This is a genomic window from Phenylobacterium sp. SCN 70-31 (assembly GCF_001724605.1).
In the GTDB taxonomy this organism is placed as follows: Bacteria; Pseudomonadota; Alphaproteobacteria; order Caulobacterales; family Caulobacteraceae; genus Phenylobacterium.
The window spans coordinates 1-13788 of sequence record NZ_MEEX01000016.1 but is presented as its reverse complement, the minus strand read 5'-3'; the positions used below and the strand labels follow the sequence as shown (position 1 = coordinate 13788).

13 protein-coding genes are annotated in these 13788 nt (G+C 69.4%); 6 read left to right on the top strand and 7 right to left on the bottom strand.

Annotated features, from left to right (window positions below):
- Positions 1–2: 2 nt before the first annotated feature.
- Genes ABS78_RS13180 through ABS78_RS13165 form a run of 4 tightly spaced genes read right to left on the bottom strand, consistent with a single transcriptional unit; the run spans position 3 to position 4871 of the window.
- The gene (locus ABS78_RS13180) at positions 3–1217 is read right to left on the bottom strand and encodes a cytochrome P450 (protein ID WP_293379778.1); all 1215 of its coding nucleotides are present in this window, start codon (positions 1215–1217) and stop codon (positions 3–5) included.
- Positions 1214–2473, bottom strand: coding sequence for an FAD-dependent oxidoreductase (locus tag ABS78_RS13175; RefSeq protein WP_293379775.1), 1260 nt, complete (start codon positions 2471–2473; stop codon positions 1214–1216). Before ABS78_RS13175 ends, ABS78_RS13180 begins: the two co-directional genes overlap by 4 nt.
- A complete protein-coding gene (locus ABS78_RS13170) occupies positions 2470–2673 on the bottom strand; it encodes a ferredoxin (RefSeq protein ID WP_293379772.1) in 204 nt (67 codons plus the stop codon). The genes ABS78_RS13175 and ABS78_RS13170 overlap by 4 nt, the downstream gene beginning before the upstream one ends.
- A gap of 26 nt (positions 2674–2699) precedes the next feature.
- Entirely contained in the window at positions 2700–4871 is a 2172-nt protein-coding gene (locus tag ABS78_RS13165) for a TonB-dependent receptor (RefSeq protein ID WP_293379769.1), read from the bottom strand.
- 200 nt (positions 4872–5071) lie between these two features.
- On the opposite strand from ABS78_RS13165, the gene ABS78_RS13160 reads away from it, so the two are divergent.
- The 6 genes from ABS78_RS13160 to msrB all read left to right on the top strand — a co-directional run bounded on the left by ABS78_RS13160 (position 5072) and on the right by msrB (position 11703).
- The gene (locus ABS78_RS13160) at positions 5072–6319 is read left to right on the top strand and encodes a TetR/AcrR family transcriptional regulator (protein ID WP_293379766.1); all 1248 of its coding nucleotides are present in this window, start codon (positions 5072–5074) and stop codon (positions 6317–6319) included.
- Positions 6320–6572: 253 nt separating this feature from the next.
- Positions 6573–8378 (top strand): NAD(P)/FAD-dependent oxidoreductase, encoded by a 1806-nt coding sequence (locus tag ABS78_RS13155; protein WP_293379763.1) that lies wholly within the window; start codon positions 6573–6575, stop codon positions 8376–8378.
- 157 nt (positions 8379–8535) lie between these two features.
- Complete coding sequence (locus ABS78_RS13150) at positions 8536–9555, top strand: nitronate monooxygenase (RefSeq protein WP_293379760.1); 1020 nt, start codon at positions 8536–8538, stop codon at positions 9553–9555.
- 142 nt (positions 9556–9697) lie between these two features.
- Positions 9698–10675, top strand: coding sequence for an N-acetyl-gamma-glutamyl-phosphate reductase (gene argC / locus ABS78_RS13145; protein ID WP_293379757.1), 978 nt, complete (start codon positions 9698–9700; stop codon positions 10673–10675).
- Positions 10672–11109, top strand: coding sequence for a GNAT family N-acetyltransferase (locus ABS78_RS13140; RefSeq protein WP_293379754.1), 438 nt, complete (start codon positions 10672–10674; stop codon positions 11107–11109). Before argC ends, ABS78_RS13140 begins: the two co-directional genes overlap by 4 nt.
- 72 nt (positions 11110–11181) lie before the next feature.
- Complete coding sequence (msrB, locus tag ABS78_RS13135; protein ID WP_293379751.1) at positions 11182–11703, top strand: peptide-methionine (R)-S-oxide reductase MsrB; 522 nt, start codon at positions 11182–11184, stop codon at positions 11701–11703.
- Positions 11704–11727: 24 nt separating this feature from the next.
- Here the strand turns inward: msrB and ABS78_RS13130 are convergent, their stop codons facing one another.
- From ABS78_RS13130 to ABS78_RS13120, 3 genes are read right to left on the bottom strand one after another with little or no spacing between them, the layout of a single operon-like run.
- Positions 11728–12579, bottom strand: coding sequence for a DUF2807 domain-containing protein (locus ABS78_RS13130; RefSeq protein ID WP_293379748.1), 852 nt, complete (start codon positions 12577–12579; stop codon positions 11728–11730).
- 10 nt (positions 12580–12589) lie between these two features.
- Positions 12590–13171 carry a DUF1700 domain-containing protein gene (locus ABS78_RS13125; RefSeq protein ID WP_293379745.1) on the bottom strand — a complete coding sequence of 194 codons (582 nt, stop codon included), beginning with the start codon at positions 13169–13171 and terminating at the stop codon, positions 12590–12592.
- Positions 13168–13497, bottom strand: a complete 330-nt coding sequence (locus ABS78_RS13120) for a PadR family transcriptional regulator (RefSeq protein ID WP_293379742.1) — start codon at positions 13495–13497, stop codon at positions 13168–13170. Before ABS78_RS13120 ends, ABS78_RS13125 begins: the two co-directional genes overlap by 4 nt.
- Between the last annotated feature and the right edge of the window lie 291 nt (positions 13498–13788).

Genomic DNA, 13788 nt, shown 5'->3' with positions numbered 1-13788 from the left:
CGTCAGTCGACGACGCCCTCGATCTGCACTCTGAGGCTGCGGGGCCCGCGCAGGGCGGGATTGATCCGGTAGGGCGGCGGGTCATCCACCAGGCGCGGCGCAACCAGCCGGCGCGCCAGTTCCCTCAGCACGATCTGGCCCTCCAGGCGGGCCAGAGGCGCCCCGAAACACGCGTGGATCCCGCTGCCGAAGCCCAGGTGCTGGTTGTTCGGTCGGTCGGGGATGAAACGCTCGGCGTCCTCGAACCGCGCGGGATCGCGGTTCGCGCAGGCGATCAGCAGCCGCACCGCCGAGCGGGCGGGGATGGTCACGCCGCCCGCCTCGACATCGGCGAGCGTCGAGCGGAAGGTCATGTGGACCGGCGGCTCGTAGCGGAGGAGTTCCTCGACCATGGGGATCTCGATGCCGGGCTCTTCCCTGAGCCGCCGCATCATGTCCGGCATCCGCAGCAGGGTGAGCATGCCGTTGGCGATCAGGTTCACGGTGGTCTCGTGGCCGGCCAGCAGCAGCAGGATCGCGGTCGTGGTGAGTTCCGCCGGGTTCATGGCGCCGTCCGGGCCGTCGTCGTGAACGAGCCGCGAAAGCATGTCGTCGCGCGGCGCGCTCCGCCGGGCCTCGATCAGCCCCATCATGTAGCCGCCCAGCCCGACGAGCGCGTTCTGGATCCCCTCCGAGGGGCGACGGTCGCGGGGATCGCGGTCGGCGGCCTGGACGATGGCCTCGGCCCAGACGTGGAACTTGGGCTCGTCCTCACGCGGCACGCCCAACAGGTCGGCGACCACGGTGACCGGCAGCGGATAGGCCACGTCCGCCACGAGGTCGATCTCGTCACGGCCCTTCAGCGCATCGATGAGCGAGGTGGTCATGGTCAGCAGGTGCGGGCGCATCGCCTCCACCCGCCCGGGATCGTTGGGCGGGCCGAAGTGGCGCATGGTCATCCGCCGCAGTCGGTCGTGCTGCGGCGGGTCCATGTTGAGGAAGCTGAAGCCGGGGCCGACGGGCGCCGGGGAATTGACCGGGTCGGCGCTCAATCGCGGGTCGCGCAGCAGGGCCGAGACCTCGGCGTACCCGCAGACCACATAGCTCCCGTCGGGCTCCCGGAACACCGGACGGCTGCGGATCCGGGCGTAGAGCGGGTAGGGGTCGTGACGATTGTCGGCGTCCAGCACACGCTGCATCAGGGTGTCCACGCGCGGTTCGGCGGCGACGTCGGTCATGGGGCGAAATCCCATGCGGCGGCGGGTGGATCGACGCGGGCGAAGGTCGGCGGGAAGGCTGCGCCGGCCTCGATCTGGGCCTCGTAGAACGGCAGCCAGTGGGTATGGTCCACGGCGGCGGCGGCCACCAACCGGCCGGCCTGGCCGTAGCCGACGACAAACCGGCCGCTCTCGACCGAACCATGCAGAAGCGCGGTCCGGTCCGCTCTCTCCGGCGCGCCGACCAGCTTGAGACAGGCGCCGAACTGCATCGACCAGAAACCGGGCAGGGCGGCGATGCGACGTGCGGGCTCACCCGGGCGCGCGATGTTGGCGCCGGCCACGGCGGCCTGCTCGCAGGCGCTGGCCCAGTGTTCGGTGCGCAGAGGCGGCCCCGGGAACGCCGGGTGATCCATTCGCACCACATCGCCGGCGGCGAAGATCCCATCGACTGGCCGCCCGGCGGCGTCCAGCGCCCGGCCGGCGCTGTCGCAGTGCAGGCCTCTTGGAGAGCCCGCGAGGCCCGAGCCGCCCAGCCATTCCACGTTGGGCGCGGCCCCCAGGCAGACTACCGCCAGCGCGGTCTCGACCGCCTGGCCATCGCTCAGCCGGACACGGGCGAGGCGACCGGCGCCATCGTCCTCCAGGGCCGTCACGGTCACGCCGGTGCGCAGGTCCACGCCCTTCGCGCGTTGTATGGCGGCGGCGTAGCGGCCCACCGTGGCGCCCAGCGCGGACAGCAGCGGGGCCTCGAGGGCTTCGATCACCGTGACCGGCGCGCCCAGGTCGATGCAGGCCGAGGCGACCTCGCAGCCGGTGAAGCCTCCGCCGACCACCACGACCCGCTCGGGCCGCGCGGCCAGACGAACCCGAAGCGCGGCGGCGTCGTCGCGGGTTCGAAGAACGGTCACGCCGTCCAGTCGAGCCTCGGCGGCCACCGGCCAGCGCCGCGCCCGGGCGCCGGTGGCGACCAGAAGCCGGTCGAAGCCGATGCGGCTGCCGTCGGACAGGCGCACTCTACGGGCCACGAGGTCCAGCCCCGTGGCGCGCATCCCCAGCATCCAATCGGCGTCCACCGGCCGGAGCGCCGGCAGTTCGGTCTGTGCGGCCTCCACCCAACCGCTCAACACCTGCTTGGAAAGCGGCGGCCGGTCATAGGGCGCGCATGGCTCCTCGCCGACGATCGTCAGCCGGCCTGCGAAGCCCGCGCCGCGCACCGCCTCGGCGGCCCGCAGGCCCGCCAGAGACGCCCCCACGATGAGGATATGGTCGCTCATCGCGACAGGTCGCGATGGTCGATCAGGATCGCTCCCGTGGGGCAGGCGGCCGCGGCGCGGACGACCTTTTCCCGCAGGGCGTCGTCCGGGTGTGGGTGGTAGGCCAGCACCTGCTCGGCCTCCAGCCGGAACGCCTCGGGCGCCAGGAAGCAGCACTGGGCGTAGAATTGGCAGCGGTTCAGGTCGACGGCGATGCGCATGGCCTGTCCTCCATCCGCGCGCCGCTCTAGAAGTTCGCCCGTAACTCGACGCCCACCTGCCGGGGGGCGCCCCAGCTCACAAAGCGGGCCCCGAAGTTGTCGGACGACCCCATGCGCACGATGTAGTCCTCGCCGGTCAGGTTGGTGGCGAAGAGCCTGATCCGGTAGGTGTCGTCGGGGCTGTCCCAGATCAGCGAGGCGTTGAGGACGGCGTAGGCGTCCTGCTGGTCGAGGGCGTCGTTGAACTCGCGGAAGTAGATCTTGCTGCGGTAGCTGAGATCGGCCCGCGCCGTGATCCGGCCGTCGAACAGGACCGGATCGGACCGGTAGGCGACGCCGAGGTTGGCGGAAAGCTTGGGCGCATTGGAGAGGTAGTTGCCGGAGACGTCCTGGGCGCCCAGGGCCGGCGCCAGGGAATCCACGTTCAGGAAGCTGGTGAACTTGGCCCTCAGCAGCGAGACGTTGCCGTTGATGGTCCAGTGGCTCTCGGGCCGCCACGTGCCCTCGACCTCGACCCCCTTGATCCTGGCCGCCGCCGCGTTGGTGATCAGCGAGGTCAGGCCCACCACCTGGTTCAGCTGCAGGTCGGTGTAGTCGTAATAGAAGGCCGAGGCGTTGATCACGAGATTGCCGCCGAGGCGGTTCTTCCAGCCCGCTTCGTAGGACGTGACCTTCTCGGGTCGGAACTGCTGGTTGCAGGCCGACAAGTTGAAGCCGCCGACCTTGAAGCCCTTGGAGAACGTCGCATAGACGTTGCTGTCCTCGGACACGTCGAACTGTGCGCCGATCCGTGGGGTGGTCGACTTGAAGGTGACTTCGTTGGTCTGCAGCGGACAGGTGAGGGTGCGCGGCGCGAGCGGTCCGAACTGAAGGTAGTTGCGCTGTGTGTTGCTCTGCTTGTCCCGAGAAACCCGGATGCCGCCCATGATCCGGGCGCGATCGCTGATGTTGAAGGTGGCGTCGCCGAACACCGCCGTCGCCCGCGACAGGTAGCGGTAGGTCTCGAAGAAGAGGTCGCTGTTCGCCGGTAGCGGCGCGATGCCGAGCGGGAAGTCGTAGTCGAGTTGCTCGTACTTGTGGTCGCGCATGTAGAAGGCGCCCACAACCGCATCTATCGGTCCCAGCGAGGTGCTGAGGTTGAGTTCCTGCGTGAACGTACGGCTGCGCTCGTTGCGGCGGGCCGGGAAGGCGCTGACATTGATCGCGTCGTCGTCGCGGAACTCACGGTCGGCGATGCGGGCATAGCCGCTGATGGCCTTGATCTGCGCGTCGCCCAACTGCCAGGTCAGGGTCACCGAGCCGCCGTAGTACTCGCGATCATGGTCGATGCGGTCGTTGGCGGCCGTGCGGCGCGGCTTGAGCGGCACGACGATGTTCGCGAGGTAGGGGTTGCGCGCGATCGCCGTGGCGGTGGGCGCATTGTACAGGGTGAAGTACGAGGTCGGACCCGTGGCGGTGAGCACCGAGCCCGAGATGTCCAGCCGGAGGTCTTCCGTCAGTTCGGCGCCGATGCGCAGGCGCGCCGCGGTCGACTGGCCTTTGTCCACGTCCCGGCCGTTCGGAAGCACGTTCTTGACGAAGCCTTCGTTGCGGTCGGTCCGATCCACCACCAGGCGAGCCGCGAGGCGGTCCGTCACCGGAACGTTGACCACGCCCTGGAGGCGATAGTCCTGGTAGGAGGCGTAGCTGCCGAGGACGTAGCCCTCGAACCGGTCGCTGGGCGCGTTGGTGATGAAGTTGACCACCCCGCCGTTGGCGTTGCGGCCATACAGGGTGCCCTGCGGGCCGCGCAGCACCTCCACCCGCTCCACGTCCACCTGGGTGAGATCGCCCATGGAGGGGCGCGGCTGGTAGACGCCGTCCACGTGGATCGCCACGCCCGGCGAGCCCTGGTTCAGACCGACGCCGCGGATCGTGACCGAAGTCTGCCCCAGCAGGCGGCCGGCCTGCATACTTGGCACCACGAACTGGAGGTCCGAGGGCTGGGTGATGCCGCGCTCCTCCAGAGTCGCGCCGGTCACCGCGCTGATGGAGGCCGGCACCTCCTGGAGATTTTCGGACCGCTTCTGTGCGGTGACGACCAACTCGCCGACCTCGGTTCCGGCGTTTCCGGGCTGGGCGAGGGCGGGGGCGGACAGGATGGCCGGCGTCACCAGTGCGGCCGAGGCGCACAGCAGAATTCGGAGCGTGGTCCGCATGGTGGTCTCCCCCTCAGATGCCACACGCCATTGGCTGGCGCATATGGCCGGCGCCGCGCCGGAATGGCGGGCTCCCCGGTCTGTTTTTTACATCTGGGGGCAATGCTACATCAGCGTGTCAAGTTGCTGTCAAGCATTTTGACGTCTGAGTGCACCTATCGCTGTTGACGTAGAACCCGCTGCATGTTGAAGGCCGCAATGTGAAGAGTTCCCCCGCCGACGATCGCGCGACCCGGGGTGCGAAACGCGCCCGTGTCCTGGAGGAAGCCGCCAAGGCGCTGAACAGCCGGGGTGTGTCCCAGATGTCGCTGGCCGAGATCGCCAAGCGGGTCGGGGTCTCCCGCGCGGCCCTCTACTACTACTTCGAGGATCAGGAGGACCTGGTCTTCCAGAGCTATCGGCGGTCCTGCGAGATCATGGCGCGGCGCCTGAGCGAAGCCTCGCATCCTCCCGGTGGCGCGATAGACGTGATCGACCGCTTCATCGACGGGATGCTGGCGGAAGGACAGGCCGAGATCGCCGCGCTCAGCGAAATCGCCTTCCTGAGGCCGGACCAGCGAAGCACCATCCTGGGGCTCTACGAGGCCATCATGGCCAGCATCGCCGAGATCCTGAACGGCGGCGTCCGGCGAGGTGAGGTGCGTCCCTGCGCGGCGGGCCTGGTGGCTCCCGCCATCGTCGGCGTCATTTCGTGGATACCCATGGCCCGGCGCTGGCGTACGAGCGACCCCCTTTCCCACCGGCATATGGTGGAGGCGATCAAGTCGCTGCTGCATTGGGGCATGGCCGCGGACCGGGCCGCACCGGCCACCTACAGACCCTACGACCTGACCGCCGCCGAGGTGCCGGTGGGCCGGGTTTTCGACCCCGAGACACTGGCTGCGGCCAAGCAGGAGGCTCTCCTCGCCTCGGCCTCGTGGCTGTTCAACCTGAAGGGGGTCGACGCCACCTCGCTGGAGGAGGTCGCGCTCCGGGTGGGCGTCACCAAGAAGGTGATCTACCACAATGTCGGCGACAAGGAATCGCTGGTCGTCGCCTGCTATCGCCGCGCCTTCCGGTTCTATGAGGACATTGGCGCGCGCAACCACCGCTACGAGGGCTCGCGCATCGACGCCCTGTGCGCTTCGACCCACGCCCTGGCCGAGGCCGGCTTGCGCGAGGACATCGCGCCGCTGGCGCCGCTCGCCGGCTTCGACGCGCTGCCGGACGCTGTCCGCCAGGAGATCAACACGTCGTCCAGCCGCCTGATGGACAGCTACTTGAAGCTGCTTTCCGACGGGGTCGCGGAGGGCACGATCCGAAAGACCGACGCCCGCGCCACGCTGGCTGTGCATCCCGGCGCGTTCGAGTGGCTTCCGAAGTGGTTCGACACCATGGACGCCGATGAGCGCGCGGCGGCGGCCGGGGAATTGGCGCAACTCACCCGCATCGGGCTGATGCCCGTCTAGCGGCTCGTCTCACGGCCACGCGCCTCGGGACATGTGGAGAGGGCTGCGGGGACGTACGCTCCAAGATGAAACGGAGCGCGCGCCGCCGCGGCGCTCGCGGGCCAATGCGATCGCAGCATGGCGTCGGATCACGCCGATTGCGAATTCATTTAACGAATGAGTGCATCAGGTCTCGCAAAGGATGAAATTCCTTGACCGCAACCTTCTCGCCGGTGACGTTGCGCACTCAAACGTAGAATCCTTGGGGGTGAACGTGGACAAGCCGGAGGGCGCGATGGCGGCGCAGGACGGGATCGATCCCGTGGCGCTGCGCGCGAAGTATCGCGAGGAACGGGACAAGCGGCTCCGGGCCGAGGGAACTCGGCAGTACCGGGTCGCGGCGGCCGAGGTCGCCCGCTACCTCGAAGATCCCTATGTGACGCCGGGCTTCCACCGCGAGCCCCGCGACGAGACGGTCGATGTGCTTGTGATCGGCGGCGGGTTCGGCGGCCTGCTGGCGGCGGCGCGTCTGATGGAAGCCGGCGTCGAAGACATCCGCATCGTCGAGAAGGCCGGCGACTTTGGCGGCACGTGGTACTGGAACCGCTATCCGGGCGCACAGTGCGACATCGAATCCTACGTCTACATGCCCCTGCTGGAAGAGCTGGGCTACCTGCCGACGGAAAAGTACGCTCACGGCCCGGAAATCCTCGAGCACAGCCGCGCCATCGGCCGGCGATACGGCCTGTACGAGCGCGCCCTGTTCCAGACCGAGATCACGGCGCTCGACTGGAACGAGCGCACCCGGCGCTGGGACGCCGCCACCCATCGCGGCGACACGATCCGCGCCCGCTTCGTTTGCATGTCCACCGGGCCGCTGCATCGGCCCAAGCTGCCGGGTATCCCGGGGGTGGAGACATTCGAGGGCCATACCTTCCACACCAGCCGGTGGGACTACGCGTATACGGGCGGTGACACCAACGGCGGTCTGACCGGCCTGTCGGACAAGCGGGTGGGCATCATCGGCACCGGGGCCACCGCCGTGCAGTGCGTGCCCCACCTGGGCCGCTGGGCGAAGGAGCTTTACGTCTTCCAGCGCACGCCATCGTCGATCGACGAGCGTCGCAACCGGCCGACCGATCCGGCCTGGGCCGCCGGACTCGGGCCGGGTTGGCAGCAGGCGCGGATGGACAACTTCAACCAGTGGGTCTCGGGTGGCCACGCCAACGAGGATCTCGTGGATGACGGCTGGACCGAGGTGCTCGGCCGGATCGGTCGTGCGGAGGGTTCCGACGCGGACGCCCTGGCGCGCCGCGAACGGGCCGATTTCATCAAGATGGAGCAGATCCGCGCCCGGGTGGACGCCATAGTCGAGAATCCCGCCACGGCTGCCGCGCTGAAGCCCTGGTACAACCAGCTCTGCAAACGCCCCTGCTTCCACGACGACTACCTGGCGACGTTCAACCGCCCGAACGTCACCCTGGTGGACACCGAGGGGCGGGGCGTGGACCGCATTACGCCGCGGGGCGTCGTGGTCGCCGGCCGCGAGTACGCGCTGGATGTCCTGATCTACGCCACGGGGTTCGAGTTCCAGACCGACTTCGCCCGCCGGGCCGGCTACGACATCCATGGCCGCGACGGCCGCGCCCTGTCCGAGAAGTGGAAGGACGGCGCGTCCACCCTCTATGGCGTGCACACGCGGGGTTTTCCCAATTGCTTCGTGCTCGGCAACGCCCAGCAGGCCAACACGCCCAACTTCACGCACATGCTGAACGAGGTGAGCCGGCACGTCGCCTGGATCGTGAAGACCTGCCTGGAACGCCGGATCGCCACGGTGGAGCCGACCGAGGCGGCCGAGGCCGCATGGGTCGACGAGGTGATGTCGTTCGCCCCGCTGCGGCGATCCTTCGACCAGGAATGCACGCCCGGCTACTACAACAACGAGGGGATGCCCGATGCGGTTTCGACGCGAAACGGGTTCTACCTGGGCGGCTCGCTGAAGTTCATCGATCTGCTCAACCACTGGCGGGCCAGCGGCGACATGCCGGGGCTGGAGTTGACCGCCGGGACGCAGGTGTGACCCGCGAAACGTCCGCGACAGTCGGCGCCCCGTTCCATCATCGCCCCATACGTGGCTGGCGTGGAACCTGAACCGATCGGTCTGGGGTTCGATCAGGAAAATACAATTGGAGAGGGCGCGTCAGGCTGACGCGCCCGGCGAAGAGGCAAGGCGGACTATGGCGGCACGTCGAATCCGGACGCGGATCACCGAACTCTTCGGCATCGAACATCCCATACTGCTGGGCGGGATGATGCATCTGTCCGACGCCCGGATCGTCGCCGCCGTCGTGAATGCGGGGGGCATGGGCTACATCACGCCGCGCTCGTTCGACACCCTTGAGGACTATCGCAAGGAACTGCGTCTTTGCCGGGAGCTCACGGGCGGTAGGCCGTTCGGTGTGAATCTCACATTCGCCAGTCGCGCGGCGCAGAACGCCGAGATCGTCGACCACATCCGCATCGCGCTCGAGGAAGGCGTTCGGCACTTCGAGTCGGCCGGCAACTCTCCGGATCAGATCGTCCCGGTGATCCATGACGCCGGGGGACTGCTGCTCCACAAGTGCCCCAGCGTCCGCCACGCCCTCTCGGCCGAGCGCCTCGGCGTCGACGCGGTGGCGCTCGTCGGGATGGAGGAGGGCGGCCACCCGGGGTTCAACCAGCTTTCGACCTTCGTGAACGGCGCGTTCGCGCTCGAGCGGCTCGAGAGGACTCCCCTCGTGCTCGGCGGCGGGATCGGAAGCGGCGCGCAGATCGCGGCGGCTCTGGCGATGGGCGCCGACGCTGTGGTCATGGGGAGCCGGTTCATGGCGGCGACCGAAGTCTGGGCCCACGATGCGCTCAAGCAACGCATCATCGAGTCGGATGAGCACGCCTCGATACCGATCATGGCGCACCTCAGCACCTGGCGGGTGCTGCGGAACGACGCCGCCGTGCAGGTGCGGGACCTGGAACTCGCCGGTGTGGCGAAGGCGCATCGCGACTACGGTGATCTCATCCTGTCGTCACGGACGAAGGAGCAAGTCTATCTGAAGGGGGACACCAACGCCGGCATCGTCTCGTTCGGGCCCGCGGGCGCGTTCACGAACAGGGTCGAGCCGGCGGGGGACATTGTGCGCGGCCTGATGGAAGAGGCGCTGAAGGCTCTCGCGAGCGTGGCCGCCAGAACGGTCGAAGACCACATCACGCAGGCGCCTTGACGCCTGTTGGCGACCTCGTGAGCCTCGTCCACGTCGGCGCGTGATCTTTCCCATCTTGCGGTATATGCAGTCCGCGCCACACGACGACCCTTGCAGGGCGCTTCGGACGACCGAGGCGTCCTTAAGCTTTCCGGAGGCCTGTATGGCCCACACAGTCTTCATCGACGGCGAAGCCGGCACCACGGGGCTCCAGATCCGCGACCGGCTGGCGGCCCGTCCGGACCTCGAGGTCCTGTCCATCGATCCCGAGCGGCGCAAGGACGCCGAGGCGCGGCGCGAACTGCTGAACGCGGCCGACGCCGTGGTGCTGTGCCTGCCCGACGACGCGTCGCGCGAGGCGGTGTCGATGATCGCGTCCAACCGCGTGAAGGTGGTGGACGCCTCGACGGCGTTCCGCACGGCGCCGGGCTGGGCCTATGGCTTCGCCGAGATGTCGAAGGGCCAGCGCGCCGAGATCCAGGGCTCGACCCGGGTCGCCAACCCGGGCTGCTACCCGACAGGCTTCATCGGCCTGATGCGGCCGCTGGTGGCGGCGGGCCTGGTTCCGGCCGACTTCCCGGTCACGGTCAATGCGATCTCGGGGTATTCGGGCGGCGGCAAGGGGCTGATCGCCGAGTTCGAGGCGTCGGCGCCCGAGGGGACCCGCGACGCCTTCCGCGCCTATGGCCTGCCCATGGCGCACAAGCACCTGCCCGAGATGCAGCTCCACGCGGGCCTCACCCATCCGCCGGTGTTCGCGCCGTCCGTCGGCCGGTACGCCCAGGGGATGCTGGTGGAGGTTCCGCTTCAGCTCCGGGCGCTGCCGGGCCGGCCATCGCCGGACGACCTGCACGCCGCCCTGGCCGCGGCCTATGCGGGCGAGGCGTTCGTGGAGGTCGCGAGCCGCGAGGACTGCGCCGAGCTTCAGAAGGCCCGCGCCGGGGCGGCGAACTATGTCCGCGATCTGGATCCCGAGGCGCTGAACGGGACGAACCGGATGCGGCTGTTCGTGTTCGGGTCGGCCGATGGAAGCCAGGCGCGGCTGACGGCCGTTCTGGACAACCTGGGCAAGGGCGCGTCGGGCGCCGCCGTCCAGAACCTCAACCTGATGCTGGGCCTGCCCGAGGGCGCGGGCCTGTGACGTTGCGGCCGGCGACGGCCGACGACGCGCCGGCCATCGCGGCCCTGCTGCGGCGTACGCTCAGGACGTCGCTGCCGTTCCTGCCGGAACTCCATACGCCCCAGGAGGATCTGGCGTTCGTGGCCGGCCGGGTGCTGCCCGAGTGCGCCGTCCGGGTCGCCGAGGCGGGCGACGGGATCGCGGGCTTCGTGGCCTGGCGCGATGGCTGGATCGACCATCTGTACGTCGATCCCGACCGGCAAGGGCAGGGGATCGGGCCGGCCCTGCTGGACGCCGCGCTGGCGGATGGGACGCCGAAGCAGCTCTGGACCTTCCAGGCCAACGCCCGGGCGCGCCGCTTCTACGAGGCCCGCGGCTTCCGTGCGGTCGAGTTCACGGACGGCGAGGGCAACGAGGAGCGGACACCGGACGTGCGCTACCTCTGGAGGCCCTGAGCCACGGTTTCGCCGCAGGAATGCGGCGATGTCGGCTTGCATCCCCGATCGCCCCGGAGGCGTAATCCCGGCATGGTTCCGACCCGTCCCCATCCCGACCGTCCTTCCATCGACCGCCGCCGGCTGCTCGTGGCGGCCGCCGGCTTCACCGCCGCGGCAGCGGTGTCGCCCGCCCAGGCCGCGAAGCCCGACGCCTACGCGGACTCGCCCTGGCGGCGGGTCACCGACGCCGAATGGCGCAAGCGCCTGCCGGCCGCCGCCTATCGCGTCCTGCGCCACGAGGACACCGAGCGGGCGGGAACCAGCCCGCTGAACCGCGAGAAGCGCAAGGGGACTTACCACTGCCTGGGCTGCGACCTGGCCCTGTTCAGTTCGGCGACCAAGTTCGAGAGCGGCACGGGCTGGCCCAGCTTCTACCGGCCGCTGCCGGGCGTGCTGGGAACCAAGACCGACTACAGGATCGGCGTGGCCCGCACCGAGTACCACTGCGCCCGGTGTCTGGGACATCACGGCCACGTCTTCGAGGATGGGCCGCGACCGACGGGTCTGCGCTACTGCAACAACGGCGTGGCGCTGAAGTTCGTCCCGGCCTGACGGCCCGTCTCAGAGCACCTCGTCTCAGAGCGCCTCGCCTCGGGACGCCTCGCCAGCCGGAGTGGAGGCGCCGTCACGGCGGACGCGGCCGGCGCCCGAGACGTCGCTTTCCAGTCGCGGCGGGTTGGTCAGCAATCGCACGTCGGCTGCCCCCGAGACCTCCAGCCGCGCCCAGTCGGCAGGGGCGAGCAAGGCTTCGGCCGCGTCCGAGACCTCGGCGTCGGCGCCCTTGGCCTTGAGCCGGCCGAGGTCCGCGCGAGCGCTGCCCGACGCCTCCAGGCTCACCTCGTCGGCCTGGCCCTCGGCCTTCACCGACGCGTCGCCCGAGACCTCGAGGCTGAGGCGCGCCTGGCGATAGCCTTCGATGGACAGGGTGTTGCGGCCCGAGACGTCGAAGCTGCGGACGTCGGGCGCACGCACCACGATGGTGAGCTTGGGCCGGCTCCAGCGCCGCCCCTGGTCGTAGCGGATGCTGTCGCCGCGGACGACCACGCGTTCGACCGCCCGTTGCGGCCCCGTGACTTCGACCCGGCCGGGACCGGCCTGCTGGATGTAGCGGACGTCGGCGGGCAGATCGATGTCGAGGCTGTCGGCGCCGCTCCAGTCGAGGGTGCGCGTGGTCTCGGGTCCGTCCGTGTCGCCCGGCCCGCCCATGCCGCCTGGGGCGCCCGAGCCGTCGCGGTCGTGCTTCCACTCGACGTCCCAGTTCCCGTCCCAATCGGCGTTCCAGCCGCGCCATGGACTCCATTTGCCCGAGACGGCGCTCCAGCCGCCGCGGGCGACCAGGTCGGGTCCGCCGATGGCGACCGCGGCCGAGATGGCGCCGACCGAGAGGACGAAGCCGGCGACGGCGATCATGACGAGGGTGCGGATCATGGTGTGCTCCTCAGCCCTGGCTTGCAGCATTCTGGGGTTCGAGCGCCGGCTTCAGCAGCCGGTAGTGAAGGCGGCCGTACCAGACCAGCGCGTTGATCAGGCCGATCGACAGGATGGTCAGCACCGCGCCCGCCGACGCCGACCCGGCCATGATGCCGATGCCGGCCAGGACGGCGGCCACCGGTCCGCCGGGCGGGGCGAGGAACGGCCCGGCCGCGAACACCACGGCGCCGGCGAAGAAGGCGACGATGGCGGCGACCGCCACGGCGATCATGGCGCTGGCCACGCCCATGAGAATGGGCAGCAGCACCAGGATGTCGATGGCGCCCAGGCCGATGACGGCGAAGACCGCCGCCGCAGCGGAGGAGGCGGTGCGTTCCTCGCGCCAGCGGTTCAGGGAGCTCTCGGCGCGGATCTCGCGGGCCAGGCGATCGGGGTCGCCCAGGGCCGCGGCCACTTCGGCTTCGGTGCGCCCGGCGGCCTCGCCGTCGGTGAAATGGGCCTCGTAATCGGCCACGATGTCGGCCACGGCCTGCGGCGGCAGGCCCCGAAGGCCTTCGCGCAACCGGGCGATGAACGCCTGACGTGTCATTCGGCCCCTCCGAATACGATCTGGTCCACGGCGCCGGAGAAGGACGTCCAGGCGTCCTTCTGGCCCTCGAAAGTCTTCCGGCCGCTCTCGGAGAGCCGGTAGTATTTGCGCGGCGGGCCGGACGGGCTCTCGACCAGATAGGTCTCGACGAGTCCGTCGCCCTGGAGGCGGCGCATCAGCGGATAGATTGTGCCTTCGCCCATGCCGATGGCGTCGGCGAGGCGGCTGGCGATCTCGTAGGCGTAGCTGTCCTGGTGGGACAGGAGCGCCAGGACGCAGAGTTCCAGCGCGCCCTTCTTCAGTTGGATCTCGATGGCCTCAGGCACGCTCTTGCGCCTCCTTGCTCGTCCATGAGGTACGGCAAGGTACTGAGTGACGCAAGATAGCTTGCATTAAATGTTAGTAAGCCGATCGGCGGCTCGGTGACACCCCCGTGGCGCCGGGGCTGTGGGCGCTGAGTCTTTCTGGAACCACGGAAGACACGGAAAACACGGAAGGGGCCGCAACGGGCCGTGCGCCCTGAGCCTCCGCGGGAGCGGAGGCTCGGTCATGGGACCGCGGAAAACGCGGAAGGGCGCGGAAAGCGCAGCTTCGCCTTCCGCGTCTCTCCGCGGGCT

Excerpts from the sequence above, each read along its gene's own strand:
- ABS78_RS13180 (WP_293379778.1), bottom strand. The coding sequence starts at position 1,217 with ATGACCGACGTCGCCGCCGAACCGCGCGTGGACACCCTGATGCAGCGT.
- ABS78_RS13175 (WP_293379775.1), bottom strand. The coding sequence starts at position 2,473 with ATGAGCGACCATATCCTCATCGTGGGGGCGTCTCTGGCGGGCCTGCGG.
- ABS78_RS13170 (WP_293379772.1), bottom strand. The coding sequence starts at position 2,673 with ATGCGCATCGCCGTCGACCTGAACCGCTGCCAATTCTACGCCCAGTGC.
- ABS78_RS13165 (WP_293379769.1), bottom strand. The coding sequence starts at position 4,871 with ATGCGGACCACGCTCCGAATTCTGCTGTGCGCCTCGGCCGCACTGGTG.
- ABS78_RS13150 (WP_293379760.1), top strand. The coding sequence starts at position 8,536 with ATGGCGGCACGTCGAATCCGGACGCGGATCACCGAACTCTTCGGCATC.
- argC (WP_293379757.1), top strand. The coding sequence starts at position 9,698 with ATGGCCCACACAGTCTTCATCGACGGCGAAGCCGGCACCACGGGGCTC.
- msrB (WP_293379751.1), top strand. The coding sequence starts at position 11,182 with ATGGTTCCGACCCGTCCCCATCCCGACCGTCCTTCCATCGACCGCCGC.
- ABS78_RS13130 (WP_293379748.1), bottom strand. The coding sequence starts at position 12,579 with ATGATCCGCACCCTCGTCATGATCGCCGTCGCCGGCTTCGTCCTCTCG.
- ABS78_RS13125 (WP_293379745.1), bottom strand. The coding sequence starts at position 13,171 with ATGACACGTCAGGCGTTCATCGCCCGGTTGCGCGAAGGCCTTCGGGGC.